This is a genomic window from Protofrankia coriariae (genome assembly GCF_001017755.1).
Classification (GTDB): Bacteria; Actinomycetota; Actinomycetes; order Frankiales; family Frankiaceae; genus Protofrankia; species Protofrankia coriariae.
Map to the genome: position 1 here is coordinate 54,113 of NZ_JWIO01000028.1, position 23,597 is coordinate 77,709.

33 protein-coding genes and 2 pseudogenes are annotated in these 23,597 nt (G+C 68.0%); 11 read left to right on the top strand and 24 right to left on the bottom strand.

The window, feature by feature from the left end; genetic code table 11:
* Positions 1–9 precede the first annotated feature (9 nt).
* From FrCorBMG51_RS16585 to FrCorBMG51_RS16595, 3 genes are read right to left on the bottom strand one after another with little or no spacing between them, the layout of a single operon-like run.
* Positions 10–1,194, bottom strand: a complete 1,185-nt coding sequence (locus tag FrCorBMG51_RS16585; RefSeq protein ID WP_047223963.1) for an acyl-CoA dehydrogenase family protein — start codon at positions 1,192–1,194, stop codon at positions 10–12.
* 56 nt (positions 1,195–1,250) lie between these two features.
* Positions 1,251–2,210 (bottom strand): alpha/beta hydrolase, encoded by a 960-nt coding sequence (locus tag FrCorBMG51_RS16590; protein WP_047223964.1) that lies wholly within the window; start codon positions 2,208–2,210, stop codon positions 1,251–1,253.
* A gap of 7 nt (positions 2,211–2,217) precedes the next feature.
* Positions 2,218–2,688, bottom strand: a complete 471-nt coding sequence (locus FrCorBMG51_RS16595) for an MBL fold metallo-hydrolase (RefSeq protein ID WP_052914760.1) — start codon at positions 2,686–2,688, stop codon at positions 2,218–2,220.
* A 163-nt stretch (positions 2,689–2,851) separates the two neighbouring features.
* Here FrCorBMG51_RS16595 and FrCorBMG51_RS16600 point away from each other — a divergent pair, with 163 nt between their 5' ends.
* Positions 2,852–3,538: a TetR/AcrR family transcriptional regulator gene (locus tag FrCorBMG51_RS16600; protein WP_047223965.1), complete on the top strand. Its 687-nt coding sequence runs from the start codon at positions 2,852–2,854 to the stop codon at positions 3,536–3,538.
* Positions 3,539–3,645: 107 nt separating this feature from the next.
* Here FrCorBMG51_RS16600 and FrCorBMG51_RS16605 read toward each other — a convergent pair whose 3' ends face one another.
* The 6 genes and pseudogenes from FrCorBMG51_RS16605 to FrCorBMG51_RS16625 form a co-directional block, all read right to left on the bottom strand.
* Positions 3,646–3,972, bottom strand: a complete 327-nt coding sequence (locus FrCorBMG51_RS16605) for a hypothetical protein (protein WP_047223966.1) — start codon at positions 3,970–3,972, stop codon at positions 3,646–3,648.
* A 4-nt stretch (positions 3,973–3,976) separates the two neighbouring features.
* Positions 3,977–4,861: a 3-hydroxyacyl-CoA dehydrogenase family protein gene (locus tag FrCorBMG51_RS16610; protein ID WP_200902474.1), complete on the bottom strand. Its 885-nt coding sequence runs from the start codon at positions 4,859–4,861 to the stop codon at positions 3,977–3,979.
* 211 nt (positions 4,862–5,072) lie between these two features.
* Positions 5,073–5,543 (bottom strand): hypothetical protein, encoded by a 471-nt coding sequence (locus FrCorBMG51_RS34880; RefSeq protein ID WP_338052760.1) that lies wholly within the window; start codon positions 5,541–5,543, stop codon positions 5,073–5,075.
* Positions 5,517–6,670: pseudogene (locus FrCorBMG51_RS33980) on the bottom strand (malate synthase); the annotation flags it as partial. The gene FrCorBMG51_RS34880 and the pseudogene FrCorBMG51_RS33980, both read right to left, overlap by 27 nt.
* Before the next feature lie 145 nt (positions 6,671–6,815).
* On the bottom strand, positions 6,816–7,031 hold the full coding sequence (locus FrCorBMG51_RS16620) for a hypothetical protein (RefSeq protein ID WP_157180537.1): 216 nt from the start codon (positions 7,029–7,031) through the stop codon (positions 6,816–6,818).
* Between the two features lie 100 nt (positions 7,032–7,131).
* Positions 7,132–8,499 (bottom strand): FAD-binding oxidoreductase, encoded by a 1,368-nt coding sequence (locus FrCorBMG51_RS16625; protein ID WP_047223969.1) that lies wholly within the window; start codon positions 8,497–8,499, stop codon positions 7,132–7,134.
* A 134-nt stretch (positions 8,500–8,633) separates the two neighbouring features.
* On the opposite strand from FrCorBMG51_RS16625, the pseudogene FrCorBMG51_RS31550 reads away from it, so the two are divergent.
* The 4 genes and pseudogenes from FrCorBMG51_RS31550 to FrCorBMG51_RS27045 all read left to right on the top strand — a co-directional run.
* Positions 8,634–8,813: pseudogene (locus FrCorBMG51_RS31550) on the top strand (helix-turn-helix domain-containing protein); the annotation flags it as partial.
* 152 nt (positions 8,814–8,965) lie between these two features.
* Positions 8,966–9,460 carry an IclR family transcriptional regulator gene (locus FrCorBMG51_RS31555; protein ID WP_235433648.1) on the top strand — a complete coding sequence of 165 codons (495 nt, stop codon included), beginning with the start codon at positions 8,966–8,968 and terminating at the stop codon, positions 9,458–9,460.
* A 161-nt stretch (positions 9,461–9,621) separates the two neighbouring features.
* Positions 9,622–10,122 carry a MarR family winged helix-turn-helix transcriptional regulator gene (locus FrCorBMG51_RS16635; RefSeq protein WP_047223970.1) on the top strand — a complete coding sequence of 167 codons (501 nt, stop codon included), beginning with the start codon at positions 9,622–9,624 and terminating at the stop codon, positions 10,120–10,122.
* Entirely contained in the window at positions 10,119–11,375 is a 1,257-nt protein-coding gene (locus FrCorBMG51_RS27045; RefSeq protein ID WP_162233234.1) for an SDR family NAD(P)-dependent oxidoreductase, read from the top strand. The genes FrCorBMG51_RS16635 and FrCorBMG51_RS27045 overlap by 4 nt, the downstream gene beginning before the upstream one ends.
* A gap of 140 nt (positions 11,376–11,515) precedes the next feature.
* On the opposite strand, the gene FrCorBMG51_RS16645 is transcribed toward FrCorBMG51_RS27045, so the two are convergent.
* A complete protein-coding gene (locus FrCorBMG51_RS16645; RefSeq protein WP_047223971.1) occupies positions 11,516–12,136 on the bottom strand; it encodes an NAD(P)-dependent oxidoreductase in 621 nt (206 codons plus the stop codon).
* A 106-nt stretch (positions 12,137–12,242) separates the two neighbouring features.
* On the opposite strand from FrCorBMG51_RS16645, the gene FrCorBMG51_RS16650 reads away from it, so the two are divergent.
* Complete coding sequence (locus FrCorBMG51_RS16650) at positions 12,243–12,581, top strand: winged helix-turn-helix transcriptional regulator (RefSeq protein ID WP_047223972.1); 339 nt, start codon at positions 12,243–12,245, stop codon at positions 12,579–12,581.
* 210 nt (positions 12,582–12,791) lie between these two features.
* Here FrCorBMG51_RS16650 and FrCorBMG51_RS34885 read toward each other — a convergent pair whose 3' ends face one another.
* Positions 12,792–13,136: a transposase gene (locus FrCorBMG51_RS34885; RefSeq protein ID WP_476742187.1), complete on the bottom strand. Its 345-nt coding sequence runs from the start codon at positions 13,134–13,136 to the stop codon at positions 12,792–12,794.
* Complete coding sequence (locus FrCorBMG51_RS34890) at positions 13,072–13,383, bottom strand: transposase (protein ID WP_476742186.1); 312 nt, start codon at positions 13,381–13,383, stop codon at positions 13,072–13,074. Before FrCorBMG51_RS34890 ends, FrCorBMG51_RS34885 begins: the two co-directional genes overlap by 65 nt.
* A 114-nt stretch (positions 13,384–13,497) precedes the next feature.
* Between FrCorBMG51_RS34890 and FrCorBMG51_RS16665 the strand changes: the two genes are divergently transcribed.
* On the top strand, positions 13,498–14,268 hold the full coding sequence (locus tag FrCorBMG51_RS16665) for a class I SAM-dependent methyltransferase (protein ID WP_052914761.1): 771 nt from the start codon (positions 13,498–13,500) through the stop codon (positions 14,266–14,268).
* 32 nt (positions 14,269–14,300) lie between these two features.
* On the opposite strand, the gene FrCorBMG51_RS28435 is transcribed toward FrCorBMG51_RS16665, so the two are convergent.
* Entirely contained in the window at positions 14,301–14,465 is a 165-nt protein-coding gene (locus tag FrCorBMG51_RS28435; RefSeq protein WP_157180538.1) for a hypothetical protein, read from the bottom strand.
* A 240-nt stretch (positions 14,466–14,705) separates the two neighbouring features.
* Between FrCorBMG51_RS28435 and FrCorBMG51_RS28440 the strand changes: the two genes are divergently transcribed.
* Positions 14,706–14,933, top strand: coding sequence for a hypothetical protein (locus FrCorBMG51_RS28440; protein WP_139342294.1), 228 nt, complete (start codon positions 14,706–14,708; stop codon positions 14,931–14,933).
* On the opposite strand, the gene FrCorBMG51_RS16675 is transcribed toward FrCorBMG51_RS28440, so the two are convergent.
* The 5 genes from FrCorBMG51_RS16675 to FrCorBMG51_RS16695 all read right to left on the bottom strand — a co-directional run bounded on the left by FrCorBMG51_RS16675 (position 14,930) and on the right by FrCorBMG51_RS16695 (position 18,808).
* The gene (locus FrCorBMG51_RS16675) at positions 14,930–15,319 is read right to left on the bottom strand and encodes an integrase core domain-containing protein (protein ID WP_076843447.1); all 390 of its coding nucleotides are present in this window, start codon (positions 15,317–15,319) and stop codon (positions 14,930–14,932) included. The two genes, FrCorBMG51_RS28440 and FrCorBMG51_RS16675, sit on opposite strands and share 4 nt — an antisense overlap.
* 129 nt (positions 15,320–15,448) lie before the next feature.
* Complete coding sequence (locus tag FrCorBMG51_RS16680; protein ID WP_157180539.1) at positions 15,449–17,092, bottom strand: hypothetical protein; 1,644 nt, start codon at positions 17,090–17,092, stop codon at positions 15,449–15,451.
* 19 nt (positions 17,093–17,111) lie between these two features.
* The gene (locus tag FrCorBMG51_RS16685; RefSeq protein ID WP_047223977.1) at positions 17,112–17,423 is read right to left on the bottom strand and encodes a hypothetical protein; all 312 of its coding nucleotides are present in this window, start codon (positions 17,421–17,423) and stop codon (positions 17,112–17,114) included.
* 109 nt (positions 17,424–17,532) lie between these two features.
* A complete protein-coding gene (locus FrCorBMG51_RS28445) occupies positions 17,533–17,841 on the bottom strand; it encodes a hypothetical protein (protein ID WP_139342292.1) in 309 nt (102 codons plus the stop codon).
* Positions 17,842–18,319: 478 nt separating this feature from the next.
* On the bottom strand, positions 18,320–18,808 hold the full coding sequence (locus FrCorBMG51_RS16695) for a winged helix-turn-helix transcriptional regulator (RefSeq protein WP_047224033.1): 489 nt from the start codon (positions 18,806–18,808) through the stop codon (positions 18,320–18,322).
* Between the two features lie 86 nt (positions 18,809–18,894).
* On the opposite strand from FrCorBMG51_RS16695, the gene FrCorBMG51_RS31560 reads away from it, so the two are divergent.
* Together FrCorBMG51_RS31560 and FrCorBMG51_RS16700 are read left to right on the top strand one after the other, a co-directional pair.
* On the top strand, positions 18,895–19,032 hold the full coding sequence (locus tag FrCorBMG51_RS31560; protein ID WP_235433649.1) for a hypothetical protein: 138 nt from the start codon (positions 18,895–18,897) through the stop codon (positions 19,030–19,032).
* Positions 19,033–19,076: 44 nt separating this feature from the next.
* A complete protein-coding gene (locus FrCorBMG51_RS16700; protein ID WP_047223979.1) occupies positions 19,077–19,502 on the top strand; it encodes a tautomerase family protein in 426 nt (141 codons plus the stop codon).
* Between the two features lie 26 nt (positions 19,503–19,528).
* On the opposite strand, the gene FrCorBMG51_RS16705 is transcribed toward FrCorBMG51_RS16700, so the two are convergent.
* From FrCorBMG51_RS16705 to FrCorBMG51_RS16720, 4 genes are all read right to left on the bottom strand, one after another.
* Positions 19,529–19,744 (bottom strand): hypothetical protein, encoded by a 216-nt coding sequence (locus tag FrCorBMG51_RS16705; protein WP_235433650.1) that lies wholly within the window; start codon positions 19,742–19,744, stop codon positions 19,529–19,531.
* A 13-nt stretch (positions 19,745–19,757) separates the two neighbouring features.
* Complete coding sequence (locus FrCorBMG51_RS16710) at positions 19,758–20,396, bottom strand: PLP-dependent lyase/thiolase (RefSeq protein WP_235433651.1); 639 nt, start codon at positions 20,394–20,396, stop codon at positions 19,758–19,760.
* A 563-nt stretch (positions 20,397–20,959) separates the two neighbouring features.
* Positions 20,960–21,190, bottom strand: coding sequence for a hypothetical protein (locus FrCorBMG51_RS16715; RefSeq protein WP_235433652.1), 231 nt, complete (start codon positions 21,188–21,190; stop codon positions 20,960–20,962).
* Between the two features lie 65 nt (positions 21,191–21,255).
* A complete protein-coding gene (locus FrCorBMG51_RS16720; RefSeq protein ID WP_235433667.1) occupies positions 21,256–21,501 on the bottom strand; it encodes a GNAT family N-acetyltransferase in 246 nt (81 codons plus the stop codon).
* Between FrCorBMG51_RS16720 and FrCorBMG51_RS16725 the strand changes: the two genes are divergently transcribed.
* Entirely contained in the window at positions 21,467–21,739 is a 273-nt protein-coding gene (locus tag FrCorBMG51_RS16725; RefSeq protein WP_052914763.1) for a TIGR02452 family protein, read from the top strand. The genes FrCorBMG51_RS16720 and FrCorBMG51_RS16725 overlap by 35 nt on opposite strands.
* 305 nt (positions 21,740–22,044) lie before the next feature.
* Here FrCorBMG51_RS16725 and FrCorBMG51_RS16730 read toward each other — a convergent pair whose 3' ends face one another.
* Both FrCorBMG51_RS16730 and FrCorBMG51_RS16735 read right to left on the bottom strand, forming a co-directional pair.
* Positions 22,045–22,491, bottom strand: a complete 447-nt coding sequence (locus FrCorBMG51_RS16730; RefSeq protein WP_047223983.1) for a MarR family winged helix-turn-helix transcriptional regulator — start codon at positions 22,489–22,491, stop codon at positions 22,045–22,047.
* Positions 22,488–22,964 carry a MarR family winged helix-turn-helix transcriptional regulator gene (locus FrCorBMG51_RS16735; RefSeq protein ID WP_047223984.1) on the bottom strand — a complete coding sequence of 159 codons (477 nt, stop codon included), beginning with the start codon at positions 22,962–22,964 and terminating at the stop codon, positions 22,488–22,490. Before FrCorBMG51_RS16735 ends, FrCorBMG51_RS16730 begins: the two co-directional genes overlap by 4 nt.
* Positions 22,965–23,597 lie beyond the last annotated feature (633 nt).

Below are 23,597 nucleotides of genomic sequence, written 5' to 3' on the forward strand. Positions count from 1 at the left end.
CCCCTGCGACTAGTAGCTCTTGGGCAGCCCGAGGCTGTGCTGCCCGATGTAGTTGAGGATCATCTCCCTGCTCACCGGTGCGGTCCGCAGCATCCGCGCCGTGAACCACAGGTCCGACAGCCCGAACTCGTTCGACAGCCCGTTGCCACCGTGCGTCTGGATGGCGTTGTCCAACGCGCCGAGACATGCCTCGCCCGCTGCGTATTTCGCCATGTTGGCCGCCTCGCCGGCGTCCTGGCCCTTGTCGAACAGCTCGGCGGCCCTGGCGTTCATGAGGCGAGCGAGCTGGACCTCGATGTAGGACTTCGCCAGCGGGTGGGCGATGCCCTGATGGGCGCCGATCGGTACCGACCACACCGTGCGCTGGTTGCCGTAGACCGACGCTCGGTGCAGGGCGTAGAGCGCGATGCCGTTGGCGATCGAGGCCGCCGCGATCCGCTCCGGGTTCAGTCCGGCGAAGACCTGCCGGAGCCCCTTGCTCTGCTCCCCGATGATGCCGTCCGGCCGCACGGGCACATCGTCGAAGAAGACCATGAACTGGCGCTCGGGAGCACCGAGCGCGGAGTCGATCGGGCGCATCGAGAGCCCGGGAGCGTCCTTCTCGACGACCAGGAGCGACAGCGTCGGCCTACCGTCCGGACCCGGTTCGGCGTCTCGAGCGACGACCAGCAGGGCGTCGGCCTCGTCGGCGCCTGACGTCCAGTACTTCCCGCCGTTGATGCGCCACCCGCCGCCCGCCACGGGCGTCGCCGTGGTCACGATCTTGTGGGTGTTGGTGCCGGCGTCCGGCTCCGTGATGGCGAAGGCCATCTTCTTCGTGCCGTCCGCGATCCCCGGTAACCACCTGGACCGCAGCTCCGGCGAGCCGTGGTGCGCCAGGATGTTGCCGGCGATCGTCGGCGAGATGACCAGCATCTGGACCGGGCAGCCGTGCGCCGCGCACTCCTCGATCACGACCGACAGGTCGGCGAGCCCGCCACCGCCGCCGCCATGCTCCTCGGGCAGGTGCACGCCGAGGAATCCGGCCTGCCCGAGGTCCGCCCACAGCTCGTGCGTGAACTCCTGCCGGCGGGCCACGTCCTGGAAGTACGACCGGCCGTACTTGTCCACCAACCGACCCACGCTCTCGCGCAGCGCGCGGCGTTCCTCCGGCTCGTCGAGGACAGGCGAACGGCTTAATCGGTTCTCGCTCACAGGCTTCCTCCACGTCGAACAGGCTCGGCGTGTGCAACGTAGGACTCGATCGAGCTTCAGTCAACCCTTGCGTTGACGGGCTCGGTGAGCGTCGCGTGAAGCCACCGTGCGATGCGGTCTGGCAGGTCGCGGGCCTCGTCGACGACCTTCGCCATCCAGAAGAAGCCGTGGATCAACCCGTCGTAGTGGACGGCGGTCACCGCCACACCCGCGTCACGCAGGCGTGCCGCGTAGTCGATGCCCTCGTCGCGCAGCACGTCGTACTCCGCCGTCACCAGCAGGGTCGGCGGGAGCCCGGTCAGGTCGGCCGCGCGGCCGGGGGCGGCATACGGGTCCGCGCCGTCATCCGGGCAGGCCAGGTAGTGGTCCCAGAACCACTCCATGCCGCCACGTGTCAGGCCGAACCCTTCGGCGTTGTCCCGGTAGGAGGCGGAGCGACTGCCCCGGGCGGGCGCGAGAGCCGGGTACATCAGTACCTGTCCGGCGATCGGCGGGCCGCCGCGGTCGCGGGCACGCAGCGTTACAGCGGCCGCCAGTCCGCCCCCCGCGCTGTCACCGCAGACCACGGTGCGCCCCGGTGGCACGCCCCACCGCCCCGCATGGCCCGCCAGCCACGCGACGGCTGCCGCGCAGTCCTCGCCCGGCCCCGGGTGCGGGGTCTCGGGAGCCAGTCGGTACTCCACCGATGCGACGACGCACCGCGTCGCGTTGGCCAAGGAGCGGCACGGCGCGTCGGCGACGTCCACGCTCCCGGTCACCCATCCCCCGCCGTGCAGGTACACGACAAGCGCCAGCGGAGCGCCGCCGACAGGGTGATACACCCGGACGGGTATGCGACCGACCTGCCCGGGGACGAGCAGGTCCTCGACCTGCTCGACGTCCTCCGGGGGTCCCTGCAGGCGCTTGCCAGCGGCAACGGACTCCCTCGCCTGCAGAACACTCATGCGGTCGTAAGGCAGGACTCCCAGCTCTTCGAACCGGCCGAGCAGGCGTCGGCACTGCGCGGTGAGAGGCACGGCGCGCTCAGGCCAGGCCGGTCAGGGGGCGGCCCCCGTTGTAGGCGGCCCAGAGGGTGGCTCCCTCACGATCGGTCAGCGACAGCGGCTCAAGCTCGACGTCGCCCGGGTCGAAGTGCGTCCAGAACGGCGGGTCTCGCCAGATGCCGGCCTCGATGACGGCCGCTCTGGTCTGCTCGTGCGCCACGATCGTGGCGTCCCGGAACAGGGGGCTGCCATGGGTGTGATCGCCCTGGTGATGGGTGTTGACGAGCGTGCGCGCCGGGGCCGCCGTAACCGAACGGATGCTGTCGAGGTACGCCCTGGTACGCGCATCCGTCGCACACGCGTCGATGCCGACTGCGCCATGAGGTCCGACCAGGAGACCGGTATTGTTGATCCACCAGCTGCCATCCGGCTGGACATACGCGAACACACCATCGGACACCTCCGTCAGCACCGGCGAGCCGAGGGAGGATTCTTGCAGTGACGTGCTCATCGCACTCCTTAAACACTTGCGTTGACGAAACGTCGCACACGGGCCCTTCCTGGGCAAGCAGCCGGACGCGGCCGCCCTCACGGGCACCACGCCGGTGTGACCGCACCCGCGGACCCTTGGTGAGGCAGTGAGAACCCTTGGTGAGGCAGTGAGAAAGGACCCCGTGGCTGAGCCTTCGAGCGGCATCGCCCGCCGGCGCGAGGCGGCGCGCAACGAAGCGAACCCTGCCTACCTGCAGCGTAGGCAGGAGATCGTCGCGGCGGCCGCGCGCGTCTTCAAAGCGAAGGGCCTACAGGGCGCCAACCTCGCTGACATCGCCGCCGAGTCAGGGGCCGACCGCGCCTCGCTCTACTACTACGTGGGCAACAAGGAAGAACTCTTCCACGAAGTGGTCCGCGAGGCTGTGGTCGCCAACCTCACCGTCGCCCAGGGCATCCGGGACGGCGAGGGCAACGCTCCCGACAAGCTGCGCCGCCTCATCATCTCGCTGATGGAGTCCTACGAGCAGCAGTATCCGATCCTGTACGTCTTCATCCAGGAGAACCTGACTCACGTGCCGGACAAGCACGCCGCCTGGGCACGCGACATGCGGCGCATCAACCGGGACTACGAGTCGATCCTCATCGAGCTCATGCAGCAGGGCATCGACGAGGGCTCGATCCGCCCCGTGGCGCCCGCCTGGGTCATGGCCTACGGGATCATGGGGATGGTCGGCTGGACCAACCGGTGGTTCAACCCCGACGAGTCCACGATCAGCGCGGCCGAGATCGGCTCAGCCTACGCGGACAGCTTCCTGCGCGGCATCGAGATACCCGTGCGTGGGCGACGCCGGGGTCGCGGGGATGCCTGACGCCCGGCGCCCACTGACCAGCGCCCCGCCCGCGCTGACCCGCGTCCCCACTACACAGGCATCGACGTCCACGTCGGCGGCGGTGCCTGCGGCTGGTAGCTTGATCGTCAGGCGTACACAAAGTGGGCCTGGAGGCGCTCGCCGTCCAGGCTCACCCACCCACGCGAACGCGCGTAGGACACCATGCCGTCGAACGACGCGGCCGTCCTCTCGGCGCTCGAAGCTTCCAGCGCCGAGAGGACGGCCGCACGCAGACCCTCGACGCTGAGCCACACGACGTCGCCGGCCACATGCCCGAGGCCGGCTTCCACCAGCGCACCGGAAGCAGCCGATGCTTCGACGCCGACGAGCTCGACATGCAGCCGCGTGAAGTCCTCGGGCTCGCACAGAACGGCTACCGGCCGTGGCGATCCGTGCCGCACCTGGACCAACATGGCCTCAGCCCGCCACGAGGATGGAACGGGTGTCCCCCGCCGCCGGCTCATCCGGCCACCGGTAGAAGCCCTCACCGGACTTGCGGCCCAGCTTCCCGGCCGCCACCTTCTCCACCAGGACGGCCGGGGGCGCAAATCGCTCGCCGTACACCGAGCAAAGCTGCCGGGCAATGTCGAGCCGCACGTCGAGGCCGACGACGTCGCTGAGGCGGAGCGGTCCCATCGGGTGGCGGTACGCCACGACCATCGCCGTGTCGATGTCCGCCGCGGACGCCACCCCGTCCTCGAGCATCCGCATGGCCTCCAGGCTCGCGACCAGGTCGAGCCGGCTGGTCGCAAAGCCCGGTACGTCGCGGACGACGATGGCCTGCTTCCCCAGGCGCGTCACCAGCGTCCCTGCGTGCCGCAGCGTGTCTTCTGACGTCCGCGAACCTCTGACGATCTCCACCATCCGCAGCGACCACACCGGGTTGAAGAAGTGCATGCCCAGGAACGTGGCCGGGTCCGGCAGCCGAGCGGCGAGCGCGTCGATGGACAGCGAGCTGGTGTTCGACGCGAGCACGGCGGGCCCGCGCTCAGCGGCCGCCGCGAGCACCTCGTGCTTCAGCTCGAGGCGCTCGGGGACGGACTCGACGACGAGATCGAGCGCGCGAGGCAGGTCCCGGACCCGGTCCACCGCAGTGACCCGACCAGGGATCGCCGCGGCCTGCTCGGCCGTCAGCCTGCCCCGCGCGAGTCCCTGCCGGGACTGCGCCCGCACGGTCTCGACGCAGCCACGGGCCCGGCCGGGGTCCGGCTCGACGACGAAGACCTCGCAGTCGGCCGCGGCGAAGACGTACGCGATGCCGACGCCCATGGTCCCGGCTCCGATAACACCGACTGCCGTCACGTGTTCCTCCCGTCGATCGACGTGGCAATGCGTGCGGCGCAGGTGCGTCGTGGGTCGTGGGTCGTGAGAGGCCCGGCACCGGTCCCGCATGGCGGACGCTACGACGCCTGTCGGCGTTCGTCAACTTCAGCGTTGACGTGCTGTCACGCCCTTGGGACCCTGACCCGTGGCCGACCAGAACGCCCCCCGGACCATGCGCCGACCGCCGGGTTCAAGGCATGCGCTCGTAGGCGGGCAGGGTGAGGAACTCGGCGAAGTCGTCGGCCAGCACCACCTCGATGAACAGCAGACGTGCCTGCTCGAAACCGGCGGCGTCGAACCCGTCGCCGAGCCGCTGGGCGATCGTGGCCAGTTCCTCGACAATGATCCGTTCGACCAGGTCACGGGTGACGGGCAGGCCACCGTCAAGAACGACCCCGTGGTGCAGCCACTGCCAGATCTGGGAGCGTGCGATCTCGGCGGTGGCCGCGTCCTCCATCAGGTTGAAGATCGCGACCGCGCCGGTGCCCCGCAGCCATGCCTGCAGGTACTGCAGGGCCACGCTGACGTTGTTGCGCAGTCCCGCCTCGGTCTGACTGCCGCCGGCCGAGGCGACGTCGAGGAGTGCGGCCGCGTCCACCGTCACGTCGTCACGGGTCCGGTCGAGCTGGTGCGGACGATCGGCGAGCACCCCGTCGAACACCTCCCGGCACAGCGGCACCAGGTCCGGATGGGCGACCCAGGAACCGTCGAAGCCGGCCTCGGCCTCGCGGGTTTTGTCCTCGCGCACCTTCGCCACGGCCGTCTCGTTCACGGCCGCGTCGCGGCGGCTCGGGATGAAGGCGGCCATCCCACCGATGGCGTGCGCGCCCCGCCGGNGCGTACGAGCAGGTCGGCGTAGGCGCGCATGAACGGTGCTGTCATCGTCACCGAGTTGCGGTCGGGCAGGACGAACCGTCCGCCCCGGTCACGCAGCTTCTTGATGACGCTGAACAGGTAGTCCCACCGGCCCGCGTTCAGCCCGGCGGAATGTTCACGCAGCTCGTAGAGGATCTCCTCCATCTCGAAGGCCGCCGGGAGGGTCTCGATGAGCACGGTGGCGCGGATCGTGCCACGGGGGAAGCCCAGGGCGTCCTCGGTGTGGCTGAAGACCTCGTTCCACAGCCTCGCCTCCCGGTGACTTTCCGTCTTCGGCAGGTAGAAATACGGTCCGGAGCCCGCCTCGAGCTGACGCCGGCCGCAGTGGAACGCGTAGAGAGCGAAGTCGAACAGACCGCCGCTGACGGGCTCGCCGTCGACGAGCAGGTGCTTCTCGTCGAGATGCCAACCGCGGGGACGTACCACGATCGTGGTGGTCGTGTCGCCGAGGACGTACCGCCTGCCCTCCGGGCTGGTGAAGTCGATGGTGCGGTCCAGGGCGTCACTCAGGTTGAGCTGGCCGGAGACCATGTTCTCCCACAGCGGGGTGTTGGCGTCCTCGAAGTCCGCCAGCCAGACCTTCGCCCCCGAGTTCAGTGCGTTGATCGTCATCTTGCGGTCGGTGGGCCCGGTGATCTCGACTCGGCGGTCGACCAGGCCGGGCGCGGGTGGGGCGACCTGCCAGTCACCCTCCCGGACGTCCTTCGTCTCGGGCAGGAAGTCCAGGTCCGCGCCCGCGGACAGCTGGGCCTGCCGCTGCGCGCGGGCGGCGAGCAGGGCACCGCGGGTGGCGTCGAACCGGCGGTGCAGGTCGGCGAGCAGATCCAGCGCGGACCGGGTCAGGATCTCCTCGCCCCGGTCCACCCGCGGTCCGATGATCTCAACCCCGGCGGGGATGTCCAACTCACTCATACACCACACCCGAATTCCATATCGTGGAAGTTAAAATTCGTATTATGGAATAACGTACGATAGCCGTCGGTGCAGCACAACCACCGCCGCCGACCTGCACCCGTACGGAGGATCACGCAGTTCCCCTGTGGCGGGGGGCCGACGGTCACATGGTCCGCGCTGTCACGCGATCCGCGCGGAGGTGGGAGGTGTACATCGGCGCACCGAGCAGCAGCGTGTCCGCCGCCAGCAGCTCCGCGACCAGCCCGTCCTGGAGCGCGGTCGTGGGGGGCTCCGGTGTGTCGTCCGCACCGCGCAGCCGGGGCGCCCAGTGCAACGACACGTCGGACAGATGGGAGAAGCGGGTCGGCATAGAGATCACGGCCTCCGCGACCGGGAGCAGGACCCCCGGTCAGGACCGCCCATGCCCGGATCGCCGTCCCCTGCGAGGACCCGGACGCCACCGGGCCCCTCCCCCGTCATCACGAAAAGATCGCTCCTGGGTTGAGGATGCCCATCGGGTCGAGCGCCTGTTTGATCCGCAGCGACAGGCCGAGCACGTCCGGGCCGACCTGATCGACCAGCCACGCCTTCTTGAGCCGGCCGACGCCGTGCTCGCCCGTGATGGTGCCGTCGAGGCGGATGGCCAGGTCCATGACCTCACCGAAGGCCAGCTCCGCACGTCGGGCCATGTCCTCGTCCGCCGGGTCGACAACGATCAGCGGATGGGTGTTCCCGTCACCGGCGTGGGCGATCAGCGCGATCGTGACCTCCCGGGCCGCCGCGATCGCCTCGATCCCCGCGACCAGGTCGGGCAATCTGGGGAGCGGGACACCGACATCCTCGAGCAGCACCCTGCCTCGGCGTTCGACCGCCGGGATGGCACTGCGGCGCGCGACCACGAACGCCTCGCCGGCCGTCGCGTCGTCGGTCTCGAAAACCTCGGTGGCACCGTTCGCCTCGCACGCCGCGGCCATGGTCTTCATCTCGAGCTCGGCGGCGAGATGCTGGCTGTCCGAGCGTGCCACGAGCAGCGCGGCCGCGTCGCGGTCGAGCCCCATCCGCAGCATGTCCTCGACGGCGTTGATGGACGTGCGGTCCATGAACTCGAGCATCGCCGGACGCACGGCCGAGGTGATCGCCAGGATCGCCCTCGTCGCGTCCAGCGTGCTGGCGAAGGTGGCCACCAGCGTGCTGGTCGGCGGCTGGGCCGGCAGAAGTCGCAGCGTCGCCTCGGTGACGATCCCCAGAGTTCCCTCACTGCCGACGAACAGCTTGGTCAGCGACAGACCGGCAACGTCCTTCAGCCTCGGGCCACCGAGGCGCACGGCCGTGCCGTCGCTCAGCACCACCTCGAGGCCGAGCACGTAGTCGGTGGTGACGCCGTACTTGACGCAGCACAGGCCGCCGGCGTTCGTCGCGACGTTACCGCCGATCGAACAAATCTCGAACGACGACGGGTCGGGCGGGTACCACAGGCCGTGCTCGGCAGCGGCAGCCTTCACCTCACCGTTGAGCAGCCCCGGCTGCACCACTGCCATGCGGGTGAGCGGGTCGATCCGCATCGTCCGCATCCGCTCGGTCGACAGCACTATCCCGCCGTCCACGGCGGTGGAGCCGCCGGACAGCCCGGTGCCCGCCCCCCGGGGCACCACTGGAACCCGGTGACGCGCCGCCCAGCGCACGGCGGTCTGTACCTGTTCGGTGCTCTCGGCGCGCACCGCGGCCAGGGGCATGGCCGCCCGCGGGTCGGCGGCCCGATCGCGACGGTACTTCTCCAGCAGGTCGGGGTCGGTGACAACCACACCATCGGGCAGTTCGTCAACCAGTTCGGCGAGCGCCGCGTCCACGAAAGCATCACCGTCTCTCGGTGTCGCTTGGTATCGTTATTTCACGATACGGAATTTTAATATTACATTGTGAAAGCAGAGGCTAGATCGGACGGCAGGCAGCGGTCAAGACAATGCGGGAGGCTCGGAAAGTCATGACCTTCGATCAACACCCCACGGCGACGGGAGCCGCGGATGACCCGAACACCTCCGGAGCCGCCGGGGTGCAGTCGGTGCAACGTGCCCTCACCGTGCTCGAGGTCGTCGAGGCGGCACACGGAGCGTGTTCTCTCAGTGAGATGGCCGCGGCGACCGGGCTTCCGCTGCCGACCATCCACCGGCTCGTCCAGACCCTCGCCGCACGCGGCTACCTCCGGCGGCTGCCCGACCGCCGGNNNGGCTGCCCGACCGCCGGTACTGCCTCGGCTCGAGACTCGTCCCCCTGGGCGCGGGCGCGAACGCGCTGTTCGGCGAGCGGGCCGGTCCGGTGCTGCGCGGGCTGGCCGACCAGCTCGGCGAATCGGTCAATCTCGCGGTGCTGGCAGGCAGCCTCGCGGAGTACGTGGCGCAGGCGCCCGGCTCGCACTCGATGCGGACGTTCACCGAGGTGGGACGGCGGGTCTCGCTGTACTGCACCGGCGTCGGCAAGGCGCTGCTGGCCATGCTCCCCCCCGACCGGACGAGGACGATCCTGGAGACCTCACCGCTGACCCCGCGCACGCCCACGACGATCACGGACGTCGACGAGCTGCTGAGCGAGCTGTCGCTGATCCGTTCGCGCGGCCACGCCCTCGACGAGGGGGAGATGGAGATCGGTGTCCGCTGCGTCGCGGTTCCGGTACCTGCGGTGCCGCTCATGGCCGGGTCGCCCATGGCAGTGTCGGTCTCGGGGCCAACTGTGCGCATGACCGACGAACTCGTCGAACGTACGCTGCCCGCGCTCGCGCGCACCGCCTCCGAGCTCGCCGACGTCCTCGTCTGACGCTCCCGCGACCTCATCGGGGCCGGTGGACGCCAACCTGCCCACGTCCAGTTGATTTTCGGACCAGAGGTAGCGAGAACGGTACGGGCAGCGTCAGCTTGACCGAGTCGCCTCCCAGCATGATGTAACAGCACTTATATAAGTACTGTTACGATAGCTGGGTGACGGTAGACAACACCCCTGACCCGACCGAGCGCAGCCGCTGGCGGCCATTGCGGCTGCTGCAGGCGGCGATGGACGCTGACATCGCCCGGATCTACGCCGAGATGCCCGTCGAAGGGCTCAAGCCGAGCTTCGTGATGGAGCTGATCCGGCTGCACGCGCACGGCCCGATGACAATCACCGAGCTGGCCGAATCGGTGCAGCGCACCCACTCGGCGATAAGCCAGAAGGTGGCCGCGATGCGCGCCGCCGGCTTGGTCCGGACCACTGCGGGTGCCGATGCCCGCAGCAAGAAGGTGACGCTCACGGCCAAGGCCAGCCGCGTCGTGGACCGGCTTGCGGCCGAATGGCGGGCCACTGAGGCCGCCATCGCCGAGATCGAGGCGGAGATCCCGTACCCGCTCAGCCGGGTCGTCACAGACATCGAGGAACTACTGCGGCGTAAAAGCTTCCACGACCGGATCGCCGAGAAGCTCGCTGAAGACGTCGCATGGGGGTGAGGCGCACACTGATCGATCTGGCCCCCCTGCGATCGTCACCACAGTTCCGGCGGCTGTGGATCGGCCGGGCGTTCTCCGGATTCGGTAGCCAGATGGTGCTCGTCGCGGTGATGTTCCAGGTCTGGCAGATGACGAAGAGCACCGTCTGGACCGGCGCCGTCGGCCTGGCGCAGGCGGTTCCGATCATCACGTTCGGACTCTTCGCAGGATCGATCATCGATCGCAGCAACCGGAGGAAGTTCTACCTGATCGCCATTACCGGCCAGGCCGTGTGCTCGATTCTGCTGGCGGTGCAAGGGCTTTTTCGGGCACCTGCCGGTGGACGGCGTGGCCTCGGTGCCGCGCTCGTCGACGAACTTCTGACCCGGGGAGCACGGAAGGTGTACGCGACAGGGCAAGAACCGTCCGAGGATCCTCGGCCGCACATCGAAACCCGCGCCTTGCAGGTGCGGTCGGCTGAGCCGGTGAGACGTCTCGTGACCGACGCACCCGATGCCAAAATCATCATCAACAACGCGGGTGTCCTCTATCCCGCCCCGCTGCTCACGGCCGACATCGAACGCTCGGCAGCGACGTTCGACATCAACGTCCTGGAACCCCTCCGCACGTGTCAGGCGTTCGCCCCGGTACTGGCCCGAACCGGAGACGGAGCCATCGTGAACATCAGCTCCCTTCTGGCCTGGCTCGCCGGCAGCGGTGTCTACGGTGCGTCGCAAGCAACGCTCTGGCCGCTGACCAACTCGCTCCGGACAGAACTGGCTCCGCAGCACATCCAGGTCCTCGGCGTCCACGCAGGATTCATCGACACCGACATGGTCACACAGTTCAACCTTCCGAAAACCACTCCACAAGCCGCCGCCACCACCATCCTCGACGGACTCGATGCCGGGGACGCCGAGGTACTCGTCGACGAAATCAGCAATGGCACATGGCGGCCTTATCGTTCGGGTTCTGATTGGTCGCGCTTTCACTGTCCCGAACGGGAGGCCACTTCTTTCGCAACGACAGGCCTGGGTTCCGTCAACTCAAGTTCGGCGACGCGCCGGCGACGCACCGCCGACGCATCGCCGCTGGATTTCCGAATCGTCGCTCGAACCGCCGGAGAGAATACCCGGCGTGCAGTTGGCGCGCCGGGCGACATGCCAGCCAGCCTCCGTGGCGGGCGCGAGCAACCAGGACGCGGGAAAGCAGTAAGAATCTCCCCATACAGGCGGAAAGGGGGATTATTTCGAAGCTACCCGACCATCAAATGAACTTTATGTAGGTTATCATCAAAAATGACCGATTCTCACAGATAGCGTTCTCGATCTGTCCCATGGGACAGATCGAGAAGATGGCGGCCGGCGTGTTGTCCATTCCCGGCGAGGTCGCGACCCGTCTCGCTGATCGGTGCCTACTGGACGCTGACGGTGGCGCGGTGGTGGCGCGGTTCCTCGATCTCGTCGAGCAGCGCGATCGCGAAGTCCGCGTACCCGATCCGGCTGGCCGGATCGCCATGCTCGGCGATCCGATACCGGCCGGTGCGCGCACCGTCATGGTCGAAATCCCCGGCGGGAGCGACGTACACCCAGTCGAGCTCGCAGGTGCGCAGCACGTCGAGGCCCGCCGCATGACCGAGGGAGAAGGAACGGTACTCGTTCGGGTAGCCGGGCTCGTCCATCAACGGCGCGCCGGATGCCCCGGGCAGGATCGAGGACAGGCCGACGACGACCAGGCGGCGCACGCCCGCGTTGGCGAGCCCAGTGACCAGAGCGCGGGACGACGCGGTGAAGAAGTCGTGGACCGGTACGGACAGGTCGACCTCGGCGCTGATCGCTGCATCCTGCCCGACCGCGGCACGCTCGACGCTCACCGCGTCCGTGACATCACCCGCGAACACCCGACCGTCGGACGGCAGGTCGCCATGACGAGCGGGGTCGCGCACCACGGCGGTGACCTGGTGGCCGCGGCGATGTGCCTCGGCGAGAACCTGCCGCCCCGCACGCCCGCCCGCGCCGAACACCACAATGTTCACAGCAACCCCTCTTACTGGAGCCGGTGCCCTGCGCCGGCCGGTGCGCGGACGCTATCGGGAATGGCGGTTACCGCGGGGATACCGGCTGCCTGGCTATCATGAGGCTGTGAAGGAGCCCCTGCGCGCCGACATGTTCGACGAGCTGTGCCCATCCTTGCTCAACCCGATCCGCTTCGGCGACAAGTGGGCGGCGCTCATCCTTCGCTGCCTTGAAGACGGGCCGCGCCGCTTCTCCGAACTGCGCGTGCCGCTGAGCCGAGTCACGCCCAAGGTGCTCACCCAGTCGCTGCGTTCCCTCGAACGGGACGGCCTGATCACCCGCACCGTCCTGGATGCCAGGACCACTGCCCACGTCGAGTACGAGCTGACCGCGCTGGGCCGCAGCCAAAGACGCGCGCCGCGCAGGTCACCCGCTTCTTGCAAGCCCGCAGCCCCTCCTCAGTGAGCCACTGTCGGTGCTCTTCACCGTGTGTCCACGAACTGCGGAACCCGGGACACGCAGCGGCGGGTGGACCGCATGAACGCCGCCGACGCGCGGCGTCGTCGGGAGGCGCGCGCCGCCGAGTACCGCGCAGCCTTGGCCTATCGGCGAACGTGAGGCTGCCGGCGAGTCAGGGTGCCGTCGGGGGCTCCCGCGGCAGTCGCACCAGCAGGATCAACCAGAGGAAGGCGGGTCGGGTCGCCGAGCGGCACTACCCGACTCGGCCGGCACGTCGACGGCGGAGGTGACGTCGATGGCAACCAGCAGCGGCAAGCGTTCCGCCAGTATGCCACCGCGGAGGTCGTCCACGAGCGGTATGAGAGCCTGATGGTCGTTGAGGTTCGCGGCGGACACGGCAACGACGAGCGGGAGCCCGTTCCCGTCCGGCAGAATATGGATCTTCGAGCCTTTCTTGCCGCGGTCGACCGGGTTCGGCCCGGTCAGCGAGCCCCCGTTACCTTTTCGCCCGCAGACTCGCCGCGTCCACGATCGCCGAGGACCAGTCCACCTCCCCGGCAGCGCCGTGCGCGTCGAGCGCCAGCCGGTGCAGCTTCGGCCAGATCCCCGCCCGCGTCCACGCCTGGAACCGGCGATGCGCGGTCCGGGTCGACTCCCCGAACTCCGCGGGCAGATGCCGCCACGCACAGCCCGACGTCAACACGTACACGATCGCGGTGAACACCGGCCGTTCGTCCGCCGGCCACCGAGCCCGCCCGCGCTCCCCCAGCCTGCCTGGATCAACCCACCGCCGACAGCGCCCGAGCAACCAGCCGATGACACAGAACAGACCAGTCAGTAATTTTCACAAGATTCCACCTCGATGATGTTGACAGGTTCCGGGGTGGCTGCCTGCCTCGGACGAAACGGTGGTGGTTAACCAGTGGCTGACACTCGACCCACAGCATCCGGCGACGCTGCGGCTAACCGGGAGGTGTGGACCCGCACGAACGTCAAGTACACCGACCAGAGCGCTGAGCGTGCGTGGGCCGCCGAGGAGATCGCCTGGGACGTGCCGGAGGTCGACCTGGGCGTGCTCGGGGACGTCGATGGCTTAGACGTGGTGGAGCTCGGCTGCGGCACCGCCTACTTCTCGGCCTGGCTGGCCCGCCGGGGCGCCCGGCCGGTCGGCCTGGACGTGACCCCGTCCCAACTCGACACCGCGCGCCGCTGCCAAGAGCGTTTCGGCATCTCGTTCCCGCTCATCGAGGCCGACGCCGCCGACGTACCGTTGGCCGGCGGCGGTTTCGACCTCGCCATCTCCGAGTACGGGGCCAGCCTGTGGTGCGACCCCGCACGCTGGGTGCCTGAGGCCGCACGGCTCCTACGGCCGGGCGGCAGGCTCGTCTTCCTCACCAACAGCGTCTTGGTCGCTCTCTGCGTACCCGACGGCGAGGGACTCGCCCAGGAGCGGCTGCTACGGCCTCAACCCACGATGTACCGGATGCAGCTGGCAGGCGGCGGGGTCGAGTTCCACCCCGGCCATGGCGAGTGGATCCGTATCTTGCGTTCCTCCGGCTTCACCGTCGACGCTCTTCATGAGCTCCACGCACCGCCCAAAGCAAGGGACCACCCTTACTATGAGCTCGCGACGGCGGACTGGGCACGGCGATGGCCGGTAGAGGACCTGTGGGTGGCACACCTGCCTTTCTGACCACCACAGGCACCCCCGAGCAAAACGTGCTCTCAGCCTGGATGCACCGATCGGCTTTCGCGACCATTCCGGCCGATCTGTAGCGACATTTGGGCGAGGGGGCCGTTGATCAGGTCGGCGTTGACCTGTTCGATGATCGCGTGGTCGCGGTGCTGGTCCTCGGCCTGGGGCGGGGTGAACGGGCTGTCGGTGAACACGGCGTGGTAGCGCCAGGTCGGGAACAGTGCGCCCTGGCCGGGGCTGGCCTTGCGGTTGAGGGCCTTGATGCGGCGGACGATGAGGCGGGCGGTGACCGGGGACTTCGTGTGGGCGAAAGCGGTGTAGGTGGTCTCGGCGATCTCGGCATCCGAGATCCATGCGTTCAGGTCCTCGTCCCAGATCGCCCGGGGGTAGCGGATCGGCGTCCACGCCGTCTCGTCGATGTTCGCGCAGGCGGCGTGGATCGCGGTGTTCTGCGGGGTGGTGATCGAGAAGAAGACGCCCTGGCGGCGGGCGGTGGCGACGACGTCGGCGGTGTAGAAGCCTGCGTCGCCGCGGGCGACGATGATCCCGGTGGCGCCAGCGTCGCGGGCCGCGCCGACGGTCTCGGCGAGGAAGCTCGCCGCGCCGCGGAGGAGACGGCGTTGCCGCCGCGCCGCCGGGTGGCCGTTGACCTGGTCTTTTAGGCGACTCGTTCGTATTCGTTGATCATGCCGCCGAGGACGGGTCGGCGTTTGACGTGTTTCATCGTGACGTCGCTGATCGGGTGCTCGGGCCGGGGCGGTCGGAGGTGGAGGCCGCGGTGGGGGCGTTGTCCGTTGTAGTGCCGCGCGTACCCGGCCGGAACAGTACGCAGGTGCCGTGCACCGAAGATCAGCATCCGGTCGGTGGCCTCGGTCCGGACCGTGCGGACGGAGCGTTCCGCGTAGGCGTTCGCCCGGGGAGTCCGGGGTGGCATCGTGACTGCTTCGATGCCGGCATCGGCGAGGACCGCGTCGAAGGACGCGGTGAACTGTCCGGCCCGGTCACGGAGCAGGACCCGGAAATCGGCCAGCCGATCACCGAGGCCCATCAGAAGGCGCCGGATCTGCCGGGTGGTCCACCAGCCACGCTGTCACATCCGCCCAGGTCACAGGTCCAGGCCGACCTCTGGCACCCCGCAGGACGTTGTCGCGCGCTCGACTGAGGCCGGGGTCTGGGTTCAGCCCACGGGAGCCGTTGACTCGAGGAGGACTTCCAGGGATGCCGCTCGGTTGTTCCACAACCCGAGATCGAGTGTGTCGGCCACCAGCTCCAGGCGCTCGCCCTGCAGGCCAACCTGGTCGAAGAGACGGACGACGAGACCGCGGGGCACCAGCACGACACTGATAGTGGCCGTGCCGAGCGCCGTCTTGCTCAGGTCGTCGTAACGGCCCGGCTTGAGAAACAGCGGGCGTCCCCACGCGAAGTCGAGTGCCACCACGTAGTCGATGAACGGCGCCGCCCCACCCGCCTCGTACACAACCAGAGACGAGATGGTGTCATTCCACTCCATCGGGACCGTGGGCGTGTCCTGAGCGAAGTCGATAAATCGGCCCTGGAACCAGGCATGCTCGTAACAGCGCACGACGAGCCCTTCCGGCACCTTGAAGGCACTGATCGAGTCGTTCCCCACGCCACCCATCTGGCCGCGCGCGTCGTCGTACCAGCCTGGCGGAAACTTCTGTGACCGGCCGGGGATACCCTGCCATTCGTCGAGGTAGTCGGCATGTAGGAACGCCTCAACCGCTCCCACACCCGAGTTCCTCTGACGCTGCGGAAGCCGGAGGCCGTCCGGCAGAGCAAGCGCGAAGAACTCGGCTGCCTCGACGCTGTCCACCACCCGCGAGACATGGTCGTCAAGCGCGTTGATGAGACGGGTCACCTCAGCGCTCCATCCGGACAGGATGGCGCTGGTCGGCGGGTCCTGAAAATACTCAGGGTGCAGTAGCACCAGCTCGATGTCGTTGCGTAACGTGAGGAGCTGCAACCGCTTGCGGAGCCCGTCCTGAAGGACCTCCTGCTGTCGTCTGAGATCAAACCACGACGGCTCACTCGGAAAGATCAATGACGAGTAAGGAGTGGCCAGGACGTAGATCGCCTTGGGCGCCTGCTCGACAGCGATGGGAAATGTCGCCAGCCGCTGGTTCACCTGGTCAAGTGTCGCAGTGTAGCTGACCTGATCGCCGGTACCTCCGCGTTGATAGGTCGATACGCGCACCTCAGAGCGCGACCGGATCTCCTCAATCTCTTTCTTGAGGCTGGCGTCGACCGAGCCGCCCGCGGCGATCCCGTCGAAGGACGCCTTAAGCGAGACGGCAAGCTTCGACTGGTCTTCAGTCCGTTGCGAGGTGATGGAGATGACAGCGAGATACTCGCCGCCGCTGCGGATTCCGTTGATGAAGAGATCGCCGTATCTCTCCCGGAACCGGTCGGTGCGCCCGTCGGCAACGAGCGCCTTCGCGTCGTCAGTCGGCTGCGGGTTAACGATGCGCTGGAAACCGGTGGTCATGTAGGTACGCGCCACCAGGAAGGTTGACTGCGAGTTGAAGCGAGATCTCTCAGCGAAGTCGAACTTACCCTCCGACTGGAAGAGCCCGTACCGCCCCTCCGCGCTCACGGTGACGCCGAGCGACGACATCAGCTGCTCACTGGAGTTGATCAGCCGGGTTTCGTATTCGATCTCCGCCCCGAGATCCCCCGTCGGAGACTCTACGTCTGCGAAGGTCACGGCTTGGACCGCTCCAATGGCCCCGTTCAGGTCGTTGATGCCAACCCCCAACGCCATCCCGTCCTGGAAGGGCACTTTTCTCTGCACGGCGGCCATCGCCCGCTCCTATATCCGGTCAACGCAGTACGCGAAGGACTTTATCGACAGCACCCACGACGCCCCACCCAACAGCCCGATCAGACAGACAGACAGCGATGAACTCCCCGACAGCCGGGGTGAGAATCCTGCCGAGTACCGCGGAGGAGATGCTGCCACCGAGCCCGGCCACGACCGTGACGAGGGCTCTACTCGCCGGGCCCAGACCCTTCCACCAGTCGACCACGGTCCGCACGCCGTCCGCCTCGAGCTGATTCGGGTCGTCAATCGCGGCGTCCACGGTCGCGCCAACCTCGTTGGTGAAGAAGAACGTGAAAGCATCCCGGGACATGGGACCATTCACTTCTCATGCGATTTCACCTGAGCCCACCTGATCGAGTCCTTCCCGGCATATATCCAGCATCCGCGAGAGAGTCAGCCCCGAACTGTTGTTGAACGTTTTAAGTAAGCTGGATATATTCGACACCGCGTTGATCTCCGGCAATGCGAGGATAAAAACAGGCACGATTTTCGCCGCTGGTCTCGTCAAATCCCTCGCGCACCGCGGTGGCAAGGGAGAAGAACCAGTCCGTGGCGCTGTCCAGCGAACGCTGGACCGACTCCTCGTCAGGAATAGCGGCGGCAACCACCGGAATACCGGAGACGGAGAGGACCTCCGCGTACTCGTCAGCAAACACCACCACAGCCTCCCCCGGACGGCCAAGTCTCATCCAGAACCCGGCTGTCAGCACGATGTGTCTGACATCCATAGTGGCACCGACCAACTCGGCTAGTCCAGAGGCGAGGTCGGACACCACGCAACAATGCGAGTACCGAAACCCGCTCGGCATCTCGGCCTCAAGCACGGCGCGGGAGCCAGGGATCGCGCGCTGGGTGCCAGCCGGCGAGCGCGGGGACGCGGGCGCCGGGACGGCCAGGCCGGTCACGACCGCCGCGCGGCGATGATCGGCTGACCCCGGCGCACGGCTATGAGCGCGCGGGAGGGACAGCCGATCATCGGCTCCCGCCGCCTGTGCTCCCCGTCGATGTGGTCGACGTCGCGGCCCGCGGTGGCGGGAACGACAGCCCGCTTCATTGCCCCACGGGCCGCCCGGCGCGGAGCCCGAGCCGGGCAGGCCGGGGGCCCAGATGTCGGTACGGCGCCGATCTCGGCATCTGCCTCCGAGGGGGCAGCGGCCAGCGCGACTCCTTCGGGCCGTTCGAGGGAGGTACGTGTGAAGTCGGGGTCTAGGAGTTCGCGCGTCCGGCAGGGCTGTGTACTGCCACCTGGATCTGCCGAGATTCGAGCTGGGGTGTGTCGGGTGTTGCGACGAGGGCGACACGCACCTGCTGCTGGGTGGTGACGTCGTGAAATCGGAGCGGCGGTCCGTCCGGTTGTAGGTGAGCGTCACCCCACTGGATAAGCGCCATGATCACTGGTAACAGTTCCTCGCCGGCTTCCGTCAGACGGTACTCGTCGCGGGCGCGGTGTCCGTCGGTGCGATACGGGGTGCGGGCGATCACGCCGGCGTCCTCGAGGCGGGAGAGCGCTCGGGCGATGGTCGGGGCAGAGGTGCCGACGCGGCGTACGAAGTCGTCGAACCGCGTGGTGCCGTAGAAGAGCTCCCGAACGACCAGGAACGATGCCTTGGTAGCGAGGATGTCGAGGGTCCTGGCCGCGGAGCACGCGTCGGCTGCCCACGCATCGCGATCCTGAAGCGGACCTACGAGCCTCATCGCCATGCGCCTCACGCTACCGACCCTTGCCGCTGGATCCGGCCTTCGCTACCCTGACTAACGATATCGTTAGCCAGGAGGGTGATGTGGTTGCAATCGAAGGATGTACTGCCATGGTGACGGGCGGACGGCGCGGCCTCGGTGCCGCGCTCGTCGACGAGATCAGCATACGCACCAGGGCTTCCCTGTCAGCGGACGTTCACGAACTGATGTTCGCACCCTGACCGCCACCGGCACGTACCACCCAACGAAGGAAAGGCCGGCATCCATGCCACTCTGGAGGATCGACCATACCGAAGGGATCTTCACTGACGAGGACAAGGCGAGACTGGCCGAGTCCGTCACCGACCACTACGCGCAGTTCGGACTGCCGAGGTTCTACGTCGTCGTGGTGTTCAACGAGACCTCGGCCTCCAACTTCTACGTTGGCGGGGAACCCGGGACGCCGGCTGTCCGGGTCTCCATCGATCACATAGCGCGCACCAACCCCGACGAAGCGGCTCGCCAGCGAACCTCGGCATGGATCGGGCGGATCCTGAACCCATTCATGGCCAAGATCCCGGGAGTGCACTGGGAGTTCCACGCCGACGAGACGAGCCGGGATCTTTGGCTCATCAACGGACTGGTGCCACCACCGGAGGGTTCGGAGGCTGAACAGGAATGGGCCCGTTCGAACCTGCCGTCGGTGTACTGACGCGAAAGTGCCGCGGTCGCCTGGGCTCAGGGGGCCTGGCCGGGTAGAGACGTCCAGCGGTCCGGATCGGCGCCGCCGAGCCAGCGGTCGATGTCCGCACGCCACCACACCCGGGTACCACCCCAGGCCCGGGTGCGATTGACCGTCGCAGCCGGCGCGGGAGCGACGGGATCAATCCGCAGCCGACGGTCGACGGCCTGCCGGGTCAGGCCGAGGACGACAGCGATGTCGGAGGACCCCACGAATACCGGCGGCTCATCCACGGCACCCGACGATAACCGGCCCGGTCACGCACGCAGTCCGGATCCGCGTACGACGCGAAGACCCCATCCGCGGCAGGTGGCCCGTCGACCGCCTCACGGATCCCGCTGACCAGTCGAACGACGGCACGGTGTCCACCAGTTCCAGGCCGATGGTCGCCGCGCCCTCGCAGGTCTCGATGTCCAGGCTGTCCTCGACCAGCCGGATGCCGTCGTACCGCGCGACGGCCGCCGCCCGCGCACGAGCCATCTCGAAGTCGCCGTCCACCAGCTCCACCCTGGCGTCCAACGCACGGATACGATCAAGCTTGACCGCGGGCGCGAAGCGGGATGCCACGACGGTGACGTCGAGCCCCCGGCCGCGACCGGACCAGGCCAGCGCCTGGCCAAGATTGCCCGCGCTGGCGCACACCACGGCCCGCGAGCCATTGCCGGCGAGCAGGCTCGCGACCACCTCGGCGCCGCGGGCCTTGAAGCTGCGGACCGGATTCGCCGTTTCGAGTTTGATGCTCACCGCGCACCCGAGATCGGGCTCCACCGCCTCACAGCGGTACAGCGGAGTATCGAGAAAAACCGGGTCGATCACCCCGCGAACCGCCCGGATCCGAGCAGTATCAAGGCGCGTCTCCCGCACGACACAGCAGCGTAGCGCGGGTCGGAAGAAGAAAATCGTGGCGGTGGCGGCCGGCTGAGACAGGCACCGGAGCGGTGGCGGTGGCGAGGTGGTCGGGTCGGGAGACCCGGGCGCTGCGTGAGGCACGACGGATGAGCGTGCGCGCTTTCGCCGCCCACCTGGGTGTCACCGTCGCCTCCGTCTCCAACTGGAAGCGGCGCGGTGAACGGATCCGGCTGCGGGACGAGACCCAGGAGATCCTCAACCGGGATCTCGACCTGGCCGGTGACGACGCCCACCCGCGGTTCGAGGCGACGCTCGCCGGCTCGTCAGCAGGGACCAGCCCGTCGCCGGTAACCGATGGCCTCGGTCCCATCCTGGCGCCTGCTGGCCGGGGTGCCGCCGGGGATCGCGTCCAGCATCGGTTCCGACTGCTACAGCGAGACGCAGGCGGCAAACAACGCGGCCACCGCCTACATGCCGCTGGGAATACCGAAACAGGTCCGCCACCACCTGGACCGGACGCTGCCCGCTGTCAACACACTCGCCACTGGTCACGTATGCGAGAACGGGTTCTGCGACGATCACGGGACGAAGATCGAGCTGATCGTGATGCCGTGCTCGTCGCGCTTGGTCGGCACGATGTCGTTCGCATACGCATCCTCAAGGGGGACGTCCGGCGCGAACAGGTGGCGCGGCACGGTCCGGACAGCCAACTCGATTTCCTCCGAGACGATCGAACCGTCGGCGACGAGCTCGTCGGCGAGGCTGTTCCGCAGTTTCGCGGCATGCGAATCCAAGGCTGTGTCAGCCACCAGTTCGTCCTCAGTCTGCTCGTGGATGTTTCCGTCGGCGCCAGACACGCCACGGATCTACATATTTAGGAAACGGCGTCGGATGACGATGCCGGTGATGCGGGGTCGTGTGGCCATTCGTGTTCCAGGACGGAGTAGAGCAGGCTGTCGCGCCACACCCCGTTGGTGTGGACGTGGTCGCGGATACGGCCCTCGTAGGAGAAACCAGCCCGTTTGACCACGGCGACGGACGCGGCGTTGTCCGGACCGCCGCCGCCCCCAACCGGACCGCGCTCCTTGCACACCCAGCCCGCACGCGCCTCCGCCGTCACGACCGTCCTGCACCGGCGCGCCGGCCGCGTGCTGACCGTGGCCGCCCACCACGGATACCGCCGCCTGATCCTCGGCGCCTGGGGCTGCGGCGTCTTCGGCAACAATCCGGCAACCGTCGCCACCGCCTTCGCCACCCACCTGCACCACAACCCATGGTTCGACCACGTCGTGTTCGCCGTCCTCGACCACCAGGCCGGCACCCCCACCTACACCGCCTTCGCCCAGTCCTTCCCGTAGTGCCAGGAAGGGGTGCGAAGCGATGTCGCACCGTGTAAATAGGTTAACCAATATGGAGAGTCAACCGTCCGGCCATTAACTCTAAGAAAGCAATCAGCTTCACAGTGCACGCGAACTGACGGACTGGATGAGCCGCCCCGCGGAGCACTTCAGCATGCTCCGGAGACTGGTCGAGATCCTGACGCAGAGTACGTATGACGAGGACGCACCGCCCCACATCACAAGATCAAAATTAGTGAACTGTGGACAGTCAGGGACGATCACCTGGCCCTGCCCCCGGATCCGAAGGCCGACATTTGCTGCGTTCATCTGGCAAGTTCGGCGTTGGCGCGTTCGGTCACGGTGGCGAGCACGCGGCGGGCGATGGCCAGTTCCTCGGTCGGAAGGCCACCGTAGAGGCGCTGGGTGATCCGTCCGATGCCTTCTCGCACCTGCTGGAAACGAGCGGTGCCGGCCGGCGTGAGCGTGATCTCCGGGCCGTGTGCGTCGGACGGCGTGCGGCTGACCAACCCCTGGCCGACGAGCGCGGTGAGAGCGTCACGCACGGCCGGTCCGTCGATCTTCAGAGTGTGGACGACGCGGCCCACCACCTTGTCCTGGTCGAGGGTCGAACCGTTGGTGCCGAGGACGTTGAGGATCACCCAGTCGTGGAACGAAGTGCCGGTCTCGTCCAGTAGTCGGTTCAGGACCGCTCGGGTGGCCTTCTCCGCCTGCCCGATGTCCTGGCCGGTGAGGGTAGGGGTCTGGGTCATCGGTGTTCTCCTGTCTGGGGCGCGGGAAAAGGCGCGCCGTCGGGTGGAGCTGGCTTGTCGGGGGACGCCGGTGCTTCGAGCGCCGGTGCTTCGAGCAAGGTTCGCAGGGACTCGATCAACGCCTGGGTCGCCGGGCTGCGCAGACCGCCGAGCGGCGCGGTCAGTTCGTCCTGCAGTCCGCATACCTGTTCGACGGCGCGGGTCGCGACCTCGCGCCCTCGGTCGGTGAGGGCGAGCTGCACCGCCCGGGTGTCGTCCGGATTGCCGGTGCGCTCGAGCAGCCCGGCCCGCTCGAGCGCCCGCGCCAGTTTCGAGACGTAGAGCGGCTCGAGCCCGGTGACGTCGGCAAGCTGCCGCTGGCTCGGCCGTCGGCCGGCCCGCTCCATGCTGAGCAGCGGTGCCACGACGGCGTATTGCGCGTGGGTCAGCCCCAACGGCGCGATGGCCCGGTCGATCGCCGACCGCCACCGCATCGACAACCGCCACACCAAACCCGTGGGCGGGACCTCGTGTGACTCTGGCACGAAAAATAGTGTACATGGCTTCTATATACATGTACATCGACTCCACCTTCGACCAGTGCTCATGGCGGACGGATCAGATACCGGTGGCCGGTTCGGCGGTGGCTGGTTCGGCGGTGTGGAGCCGGTGTTCCTCGGCCTGGCGGGCCACCTTCTCCCGCAGCCGCTTCGCCTCGGTCACATAGATCCAGCCCGCCAGGCCGAACGCGGCCAGGCCGAGCAGAAGCATTACCGCGATGGTGGGCCACTGCAGGTCCGGTGGCATGTACAGCGCGAGGAACCACACCTTGGCGACGCCGCCACCGAGTTTCATGCCGATGGGCACCAGGGCCTGCGGAAACAGCGCGATGCATCCGATGATGAAGCTGGTCCACAGCAGGCTGCGCCCGGCGCGCGGCATGACCTTGAGCAGAGTGGCACCCTCGCCGACCTGTTCGTCCTGGTCTTTGCCGACGCGCATCAGGTACAGCAGCTCAGGCCCGCGCGTGCGCAGCCGGCGGGCGGCGGTCCTGCCCAGCAGCGCGAACGAGAGCACCCCGGTCAGCGCCGCGACCGCCACGCCCGCCCAGGCCAGCAGCGGCTCGC

Bases quoted from the DNA above. Each gene is read 5' to 3' on its own strand.
- FrCorBMG51_RS16735 (WP_047223984.1), bottom strand. From the start codon at position 22,964: ATGCGGTGGCGGTCGGCGATCGACCGGGCCATCGCGCCGTTGGGGCTG.
- FrCorBMG51_RS16695 (WP_047224033.1), bottom strand. From the start codon at position 18,808: ATGAGGCTCGTAGGTCCGCTTCAGGATCGCGATGCGTGGGCAGCCGAC.
- FrCorBMG51_RS16605 (WP_047223966.1), bottom strand. From the start codon at position 3,972: ATGTTGGTCCAGGTGCGGCACGGATCGCCACGGCCGGTAGCCGTTCTG.
- FrCorBMG51_RS16595 (WP_052914760.1), bottom strand. From the start codon at position 2,688: ATGAGCACGTCACTGCAAGAATCCTCCCTCGGCTCGCCGGTGCTGACG.
- FrCorBMG51_RS16700 (WP_047223979.1), top strand. From the start codon at position 19,077: ATGCCACTCTGGAGGATCGACCATACCGAAGGGATCTTCACTGACGAG.
- FrCorBMG51_RS16675 (WP_076843447.1), bottom strand. From the start codon at position 15,319: ATGGGCCTCGGTGATCGGCTGGCCGATTTCCGGGTCCTGCTCCGTGAC.
- FrCorBMG51_RS16680 (WP_157180539.1), bottom strand. From the start codon at position 17,092: ATGGCCGCCGTGCAGAGAAAAGTGCCCTTCCAGGACGGGATGGCGTTG.
- FrCorBMG51_RS16685 (WP_047223977.1), bottom strand. From the start codon at position 17,423: ATGTCCCGGGATGCTTTCACGTTCTTCTTCACCAACGAGGTTGGCGCG.
- FrCorBMG51_RS28445 (WP_139342292.1), bottom strand. From the start codon at position 17,841: ATGGATGTCAGACACATCGTGCTGACAGCCGGGTTCTGGATGAGACTT.
- FrCorBMG51_RS16730 (WP_047223983.1), bottom strand. From the start codon at position 22,491: ATGACCCAGACCCCTACCCTCACCGGCCAGGACATCGGGCAGGCGGAG.